Origin of the sequence: Lentzea indica, from assembly GCF_012184385.1 — a bacterium.
GTDB classification, from domain to species: domain Bacteria; phylum Actinomycetota; class Actinomycetes; order Mycobacteriales; family Pseudonocardiaceae; genus Lentzea; species Lentzea indica.
Map to the genome: position 1 here is coordinate 1 of NZ_VSRL01000343.1, position 7969 is coordinate 7969.

Here is a 7969-nt window from a genome sequence, read left to right on the forward strand (position 1 = left end):
GTCCCTGCCGACCCGCAGTCGGTACGCGCCAGGGCGTGCCTCGATGCGGTTGCCGTCGCCGAACGGGGGCAGTGCGCGCCGCAGCTGGGACACGTACGTCTTGAGGTTCGCCTTCGCCGCCGCGGGCACGGCATGTTCCTGCCACGTCGCGCTGACGAGCTCGTCAGTCCGCACCCAGGCGTTAGGGTGCAGCAGAAGCACCCCCAGCACGGTCCCGGCCTTGCGGGTGCCGAGATCGACGACCGCGCCGGTGGAGGAGTGCGCCTCGAGTGGACCGAGTACGTGGAAGATCATCGAGTTACGCCCCTTGCTGATGCCCCTGAAGGCGCGGCGATCGGTGTCACAGCGCCAACCATGTCCGTGACCACATGAGGTTTTGATGACACGACCGGCGGGAGGGGTCCTTCCGCGAGTTCTGCTCGTCGAGGACTACGAAGACACGCGCATCGCTCTCGTGGTGGAGCTGGAGGCCGCGGGTTTCGAGGTGGACGACGCTGAGGACATCGCGGGTGCGGACAGGGCGCTGAACAGCAAGGACTACGACTGCGTCGTGTTCGACAGGCTGCTGCCCGACGGCGACTCGATCACGTACGTGCACCGTCGGCGCAGGGAGGGCTGGGCCACCCCCGTGCTGTTCCTGACCCAGTTGGACAGCGTCACCGACCGGGTGGCCGGGTTTGACCACGGGGGTGACGACTACGTGGTCAAGCCGTGCGACATGGCCGTGGTGACCGCCCGCGTCCAGGCGATGTGCCGCCGGGCGGGGCGCGCTCGCCCGTCCGTGCTGCGCCACGCGGACCTCGAGGTCGACTGCGCGCGCCGGGAGACGCGCCGGGGTGGGGTGCTGCTCACCCTCAGCCACAAGGAGTTCGCCGTGCTCGAGCACCTGATCTCGCGGGCGGGCACGACCGTGACGAGGTCAGAGCTGATCGAGCATTGCTGGGACACCAGCACGGATCCGATGTCCAACGTCGTCGACAAGGTCGTGAAACGGCTGCGGCAGAAGCTGCTCGAACCGGAGCTGATCCACACCGTGCGCGGCGTCGGTTTCCGGCTGGAGGCTCAACGGTGACCACCGGGGCCGCGGCACGGCTGCGCGGGCTGAGGTGGCTGCTCACCGGGCTGTTCACGGCGTTGAACGCGGCAGGGGTGCTGCTGGTCGCGTGGCTCCTGCTCGACCTGGACGAGCAGAAGGGGCAACAGGCGCTCGACGCCGACCTGCGCAGGGTTCCACCGCTGGTGGTGCGGCAGCTCGAGTTCACCGACGGCAAGCTCGACACGAGAGGGCTCTTCGGGGACTCGATCACGGTCGAGTGCCCGCAGTTCGCGGTGCTCCCGGCCGGCAACGGGCAGTTCGAGCCGTACCAGAGCGGTGTGTCCTGTGTGGACGTTGATCTGGCTGTGCTGAGCCAGCTGGCCGCTGACGCGGTGCGCGCGCGTGCGCCGCAGAGCGCCTATGTGCGTGCGTTGGACGGGAAGCTCGTCCGGGTCTACGCGCAGCCGTTCACCAGCGCGAACGGGCCGTACGTCGGTGCGGTCGTCGCGCACGCTGACGCGCAGCTGGAGAAGGATCGGCGTGACCGGCGCGTGCTGCTCGTGGCGCTGGGTTGTGTGATCCTCATCGGCGCACTCGGCGGCACCGGCCACGTTCTCTCCGGACTCGCGATCAAACCCGCGGCCATGGCGCTCGACCAGCACGAGGAGATGCTCAACGGCATCGCGCACGACCTGAAGAGGCCGGTCACCGGGCTGCGTGCGCTCGCAGACACGGCGATGCGCAATCCGGGGAGCATGGGCAAGGTGCTGCCGCGCATCATGCGGCTGTCCAAGCGGATGGGCGGAATCGTGGGCACACAGCTGATGCACGCCAAGTTCGAGGCCGGCGTGCAGCAGCTCGCCATCCAGTCGGTGCAGCTCGACCAGCTCGTCTCCGCCGTCGTCGAGGACATTCCCGCCGATGGCGCCCGCATCATCTTCACGGCCGTGCCGACGAGGGTGGACGCCGACCCGGACATGATCGGGCGCGCGGTCGAGAACCTGATCGGCAACGCCATCCAGCACGGCCACCTGCCGGACACCGACCCGGTCGTGCACGTCAGCGTGGGCAACGGCCGGGTCGTGGTCGCCGACGAGGGACCGGGGCTCGACCCGGTGGCCGCGCAGCGAGCACTCCAGCGGTTCACCAGCAGCGGCGGGTCGACGGGACTGGGCCTCTACCTCGTGCAACGGATCGTGCACGCGCACGGCGGCACGCTCGGGATCTACCGGTCGGAGACCGGCGGGGCCATCTTCGAGATCGCGTTGCCCATCGGGCCGCGATAAATGTACCGATCTCGAATGTTTCGTGTACCGACGTCGTTACTCTGTGTTCCGTGAGTGAACGCAGGCACTCCCGCTGGCCGCTGCTCGGCCTGGTCATCGCCGTCGTCGCTACCGTGACGCTGGCGCTCACCGGTGCCGCGAAACAGGTGCCCGGCCTCGAGTTCATGCCGACAGGGCACTGGATCGCGAACACGGACCTCGGACTGGTGGTCCACGTCGACGGTGCGACCAAGAAGTCCGACACGCAGGTGTCCGTTCCCGGCCTCACCCCCGGCAGCCAGGTCGTGCAGGACGGGACCCACGGCTACGTCGTCGGCAAGGACGACGTGACGATCTTCGGCAAGTCGACGCTGTCCGTGGAGGCGACGGTGCCGGCGCCCGTCAAGGGCGAGCCGTCGGTGCCGATCGAGACCGCGGGCGGGGCCTATTCGGTCTTCCGGCAGAGCGGCCAGATCGTGCGCCTCGGCCTGGACCCGCAGGTCATGTCGGCGGGAGGCCCGGTAGGACCGCCTGTCGCCACCAGCGACGGCACGGTGTGGGTGCACCGCACGGACTCCGGGGCGATCTGCAAGGCGGCGCGCGGCGCGGCCGCTCTCGACTGCCGCCCCATGGCGCCCGCCGGCCACTCCGGTGGCCTCACCGTCAGCGGCGACAAGGTTCTGTTCGTGGACACCACCGCCGACACGATGAGCGTGGTCGAGGCAACGGGTCTCGGTGCCGCCGTCAAGCTCGGTGTCGACGCGCCACCGAACGCGCGGATCGCTCCCGCGGACGCCGCAGGCAAGGTGGCGGTGCTCCGACCCGTCCACGAGCCGCATCCACCTCGTGGAGGCGCGTGTCGACGAGAAGGGCGCGCTCGCCGAGCAGCGTCCTCCCGCGGCGACCGTGCAGCTGGAGGCAGGAGAGTACGACGGTCCGTCGGTCAGCGGTGAGTCCCTCGTGCTGCTCGACCGCAAGAGCAACTCGGTGCGCACCTACGACAACCAGGGTCGCCAGAAGCACTCCACGCCGTTCCCTCAGGAGAAGGGCAAGCCCGAACTCCGCCGTGGCGAGGACGCGCGCGTGTACGTCGACGGCGCCGAGGGCAAGCACGTCGTGGTTGTGGACAAGGACGGTTCGCTGCAGCCGGTGCCCGTCATCGGCGCGAAGCCGGACGAGCCAGGCAGCCGGTACCGCCGCCCACCGAGCCGACCGCGGACAAGCCGGCCGACAAGCCCGCCGACAAGCCCGCTGACCGGCCGGTGGGGCCGCCGAACACGGGCAGGCCGGTGCCGCCACCCACGCGCACGAATCCGCCCGCCCCGCCACCGCAGACAGCTCCTCCGCCGATCCCGGTCACGCCGCCCGGCATGCCGCAGAACCTCGCCATCGCCATTTCGACGAAGCAGGTCGATGCGACCGTGACGTGGGGTGCCGCGCCGCCCAACGGCGCACCGGTGACCGCGTACCACATCTCGTGGCAGAGCGAGGGTGGCCGCTCCGGTTCGGCCTCGGTGCCCGGCAACACGTTCTCGTACGTCATCAAGGGCATCTGGCAGGGCACGGACCACCCGTTCACGGTCACCGTCGTCGCGCAGAACAGCGCGGGCCGGGGAACGCCGGCGACGGCACGCCAGGTGCCGCCTCCGAGCACCAAGAAGATCGAACTCACCAAGGGCGCCTTCGCACCCGAATGCGGCCAGCCGAACTGCTACTGGATGCGCATCGTCATGACGGGCTTCGAGTCGGAGACCAGGTACAAGGTGGACCCGCATTCGACGGACTCCGGATACGACAACCCCGGTCACACCCTCACGACCGATGGGCAGGGCTCCGCGACGCTCACCGCCTTCTACTACCACGGCGCCGGCCACACCGTGTGGGTCACGGCCGGCGGGGTGTCCTCGAACCGCCTGGAATGGACGGAATGAATCAGATGCGTGCGGCCGCGGTGTTCACGGCGATCTCCGACAACGTCCAGCTGGTGATCAGGGGCAAGCAGGACGTCGTGCGGCTGGCGATCGTCGCGCTGCTCGCCGAGGGCCACCTGCTCGTCGAGGACGTGCCGGGACTGGGCAAGACGACGCTCGCGCGGTGCCTCGCGCGCAGCATCGGCGGGAGCTGGAGCCGCATCCAGTTCACCCCCGACCTGCTGCCGGGCGACATCACCGGTGTCACCGTGTACCACCAGAAGGAAGAGCAGTTCACCTTCCACCCCGGTGCGGTCTTCGCGAACGTCGTCGTGGCCGACGAGATCAACCGCGGCACGCCCAAGACCCAGTCGGCGATGCTCGAGGTGATGTCGGAACGCCAGGTCACCGTTGACGGAGTGGGACACGCGGTGCCGTCGCCGTTCCTGGTGGTGGCGACGCAGAACCCGATCGAGATGGAGGGCACCTACCGGCTGCCCGAGGCACAGCTCGACCGGTTCCTGCTGCGGCTGTCCGTGGGCTACCCGGACGTCGCCGACGAGGTGTCGATCATCATGAACAACTGCACCGGCATGAACGCCGACCGGCTGCAGCCGGTGGTCGAGATCGCCTCTCTGGTGGAGGCGATCAACGAGGTCCGCGGGTTGTTCATCGACGGGGCGATTTGCGAGTACGCGGCCCGCATCTGCGCCGCGACGCGGATCCACGCGTCGGTGCGGTTCGGTGCGAGCCCACGCGGCAGCATCGCACTGGTGCGGGCGGGGCAGGCGCTGGCGGCCACCGCGGGTCGTTCGTTCGTCACCGTGGACGACATCAAGTACGTCGCGGTGCCGGCGCTCGCGCATCGGCTCGTGCTGACCGCGGAGGCCGAGCTGAAGCAGCGTTCCGCCGCGGACGTCGTGGCGGAGGTGCTCGCGACCACCCCGGCGCCGACGATGAGCGCCGCGGGCCGCTAGGTCATGAGGCTGACCGTGCGGGGCACCGCCGTTCTGGTGGTGTCACTGGGCGTGGGCGCGGCGGGGTTCTGGGGGCGCTACCCGTTGTTCCTGCTGCTGGCGCTGGCGGGGTTGGTCGCGGTGGGGGCCGCGGTGCTCGTGACGTTCGGGCGGGTGAGTGTCGAGGTGACGCGTGACGTGTACCCGGACCGCGTCGAGCGTGGTTCGCAGGCGCTCGGAAAGCTGAAGGTGCGCAACAGTTCCGCGAGGTGGCAGCGCGGGTTCCTCGCCAGGGACACCGCCGGTGGGTTCCACCGCACGGTCCGGGTGCACGGCCTGGCACCGGGCGCCTCGCGGCCGTACGACTACCACCTGCCGACGCCGGTGCGGGGCAGGATGCCGGTCGGCCCGCTCAGGCTGTACCGCACCGATCCGTTCGGCTTGGCACGCAACAGCTTGACCGTCGGCGACACGGTGACGCTGTGGGTGCACCCGCGCTCACATCCCGCGCTGGCACGGACCGGCGGCTTCCCGCGCCACCACCACGAGGGCCGGTCGAACGAGCACCTGCGCGGGTCGCTCGACCTTCGTGAGCTGCGCGAGTACCAGCCTGGCGACGAGGTGCGCGACATCCATTGGAAGGCGACCGCGCGCACCGGACGCTTGATGGTCAAGGAATCCGCCGACCCCGACCAGCCCCGGCTCACCGTCGTGCTCGACACCCGCGCGTCCGCGATGCCGGAGTTCGCTTTCGAGGAGGCGGTGGACATCGCCGCCTCACTGCTGCGTTCCGCTGCGCTCGCCGGGCACCACGCCAGGCTGCTGACCTCGTGCGGCACGGACGTCGCCACAGCGGGTGGGCCGCTGGCGGCGCGGCAGTTGCTCGACCAGCTCTGCCTGATGCGGCGGAGCACCGGGGTGGGGACCCTGTTGTCGACCGTCCGGCACCAGGGTGGCTGTCTTGCCGTGGTGACGTCCGGGGGTGCGGACGTGTCGGAGCTTTCCGCGCTTCGCTCCCGCTACTCCTCGATCTTCCTGCTCGCCCTCACCCCGGACGGGAACGCCGGTCACGTGCCGGGTGCGCGAGTACTGGCCGCCGCTGACGCCGCCGGAGTGGTGGGGCTGTGGAACGAGGTGCGGTCGTGAAGGAGCGGTTGCCCGTCGCGTTCGTCGTCCTCGCCGCTGCCGTGGCCGGGCTGTGTTTCGCGCCCGTTTTCGGTGTCGGCGCGCTGCTCCCGGTCATCGCGGTCGTTGCCGTGGTCACTGGTGGCGCCGCACTGCTGTGCGAGTCGCTCGTCGCGTGGCGCCCGCTCATCGTCACGCTGGCCGGACTGCTGGCCGTCGTGGAAGTGCTGCTGTTCCCGACGACCGTCGCAGGGCTGCCCAGTGGCACGACGCTCGCCCAGCTCGCCGAGGGCGTCACCGACTCGTGGCAGCTCACCCTGCAGTCGACCTGGCCTGCCCGGCCCGATGCGAAGCTCATGCTGTTCGTGCCGCTGCTCGTGCTGCCGGCGTGCGTGTTCGGCCTGGAAATCGTGCTGCGCCTGAAGAAGCCCGTGCTCGCACTGGTTCCCAGCTTGCTGGTCGTCGTGCTGAGCCAGCTGTTCGGCGCGCTCACCGGACTCACCGCCGTTGTGGCCGCGCTCTCCTATGTCGCCGTCGCCGCGGGGTTGTTCGTGGTGAGCCGTCCGTCGGACGAGCACCAGTCCGTTCTGGCGTTCCTGCCGGCGCCGCTCGTCGTCACCGCGTTCGTGGTCGTGATCGGCCTGCTCGTGCCGATGCCCGGTCCCGCCTACTCGCTCAAGCAGGACCAGCTCGTGCCGGTGTCCGCCAGGATGACCAGTCCGCTCGACGACGTCGCCTACCGGCGCGCGCATCCGGACGATCCGGTGTTCAGCGTGCGGCCGGCGTGCGACGAGTGCGTGCCCGACCGGTGGCCGATCGTCGTGCTCGACACCTACGACGGCGTCACCTGGGCGGCCGGCAGCCGGTATCGCAGGCTCGGCACCGAGCTTCCACCGCCCGCACTCGACGTCCCGGTGACGCGCAGGGAAGCGGTGATCAGCCTGCGAGAGACGGGGACGAGGTGGCTGCCGAGCCAGCCGTGGCCGGCCGCGGTGAGCGGAGCCGACCCGCTGGTGGAGGAAACCGAGGGCAGCCTGCTCGCGCCGAGTCCACTGAGGACGGACGTCGGCTACGGGTTGAGCTGGTGGCAGCCTCAGGTCGGTGGTTCGCTCAACGGATTCGCGACCGACCCCGCACTGGGCGGCCTGAACGGCGTGGGCACGCCGCCGCCCGGTGTCGCCGAGCTCGCCACCGGGGCCGTCAAGGGGGTCCGTTCCAGCTTCACGTCGGCGTTGCAGCTCGAACGGTTCCTGCGGGAGCACTACCGGCGGGTGGACGGCCCCGGCGGGCAGAGCTGGCCGCAGCTGCGCCGGTTCCTGCTGGACACCAAGGAAGGCACGAGCGAGCAGTTCGCCGGCGCGTACGTGGTGCTGGCGCGGATGCTCGGCATCCCGGCCCGTCTCGTCGTCGGATATCGCACCCCGGAGCGGAAGTCCGGCGGTGAGTACGTGGTCTACAACGACGATGCGCTGGTGTGGCCGGAGGTGGCGGTCGACGGCGTCGGCTGGGTGCCGCTGGACCCGGCAGGCGCGGCGACGCGCGGCGCAGGCAAGGACAACGGCCTGACCGCGGCGACACAGGACGCGCGGGAGAAGCTGCCGGACGACCCGCAGGACCCGCCGGTGGCACCAGGACCGTCCCAGCAGGCCGAGCCGGAGGGGCAGCGCTCGCCGTTCC

Annotated in this window: 9 protein-coding genes; 7 read left to right on the forward strand and 2 right to left on the reverse strand. The window is 70.3% G+C overall.

Going from position 1 to position 7969, the window contains the following annotated elements; all coding sequences use genetic code 11:
* Positions 1–294, reverse strand: a 294-nt coding sequence (locus tag FXN61_RS44910) for an AfsR/SARP family transcriptional regulator (protein WP_167979923.1), incomplete at its 3' end; no start/stop codon positions are given.
* Between the two features lie 85 nt (positions 295–379).
* On the opposite strand from FXN61_RS44910, the gene FXN61_RS53770 reads away from it, so the two are divergent.
* From FXN61_RS53770 to FXN61_RS44925, 3 genes are read left to right on the forward strand one after another with little or no spacing between them, the layout of a single operon-like run.
* Positions 380–1072 (forward strand): response regulator transcription factor, encoded by a 693-nt coding sequence (locus FXN61_RS53770; protein WP_246293032.1) that lies wholly within the window; start codon positions 380–382, stop codon positions 1070–1072.
* Complete coding sequence (locus FXN61_RS44920) at positions 1069–2322, forward strand: sensor histidine kinase (RefSeq protein WP_167979924.1); 1254 nt, start codon at positions 1069–1071, stop codon at positions 2320–2322. The genes FXN61_RS53770 and FXN61_RS44920 overlap by 4 nt, the downstream gene beginning before the upstream one ends.
* Before the next feature lie 50 nt (positions 2323–2372).
* Positions 2373–3254: a hypothetical protein gene (locus FXN61_RS44925; protein WP_167979925.1), complete on the forward strand. Its 882-nt coding sequence runs from the start codon at positions 2373–2375 to the stop codon at positions 3252–3254.
* Between the two features lie 203 nt (positions 3255–3457).
* On the opposite strand, the gene FXN61_RS44930 is transcribed toward FXN61_RS44925, so the two are convergent.
* On the reverse strand, positions 3458–3673 hold the full coding sequence (locus tag FXN61_RS44930) for a hypothetical protein (protein WP_167979926.1): 216 nt from the start codon (positions 3671–3673) through the stop codon (positions 3458–3460).
* On the opposite strand from FXN61_RS44930, the gene FXN61_RS44935 reads away from it, so the two are divergent.
* From FXN61_RS44935 to FXN61_RS44950, 4 genes are all read left to right on the forward strand, one after another.
* Complete coding sequence (locus tag FXN61_RS44935) at positions 3672–4232, forward strand: fibronectin type III domain-containing protein (RefSeq protein WP_167979927.1); 561 nt, start codon at positions 3672–3674, stop codon at positions 4230–4232. The genes FXN61_RS44930 and FXN61_RS44935 overlap by 2 nt on opposite strands.
* Positions 4229–5188 (forward strand): AAA family ATPase, encoded by a 960-nt coding sequence (locus FXN61_RS44940; protein ID WP_246293033.1) that lies wholly within the window; start codon positions 4229–4231, stop codon positions 5186–5188. Before FXN61_RS44935 ends, FXN61_RS44940 begins: the two co-directional genes overlap by 4 nt.
* A gap of 3 nt (positions 5189–5191) precedes the next feature.
* Positions 5192–6313 carry a DUF58 domain-containing protein gene (locus tag FXN61_RS44945; protein WP_167979928.1) on the forward strand — a complete coding sequence of 374 codons (1122 nt, stop codon included), beginning with the start codon at positions 5192–5194 and terminating at the stop codon, positions 6311–6313.
* Positions 6310–7969: transglutaminase TgpA family protein (locus FXN61_RS44950; protein WP_167979929.1), on the forward strand; the 1660-nt coding region annotated here is incomplete at its 3' end. The genes FXN61_RS44945 and FXN61_RS44950, both read left to right, overlap by 4 nt.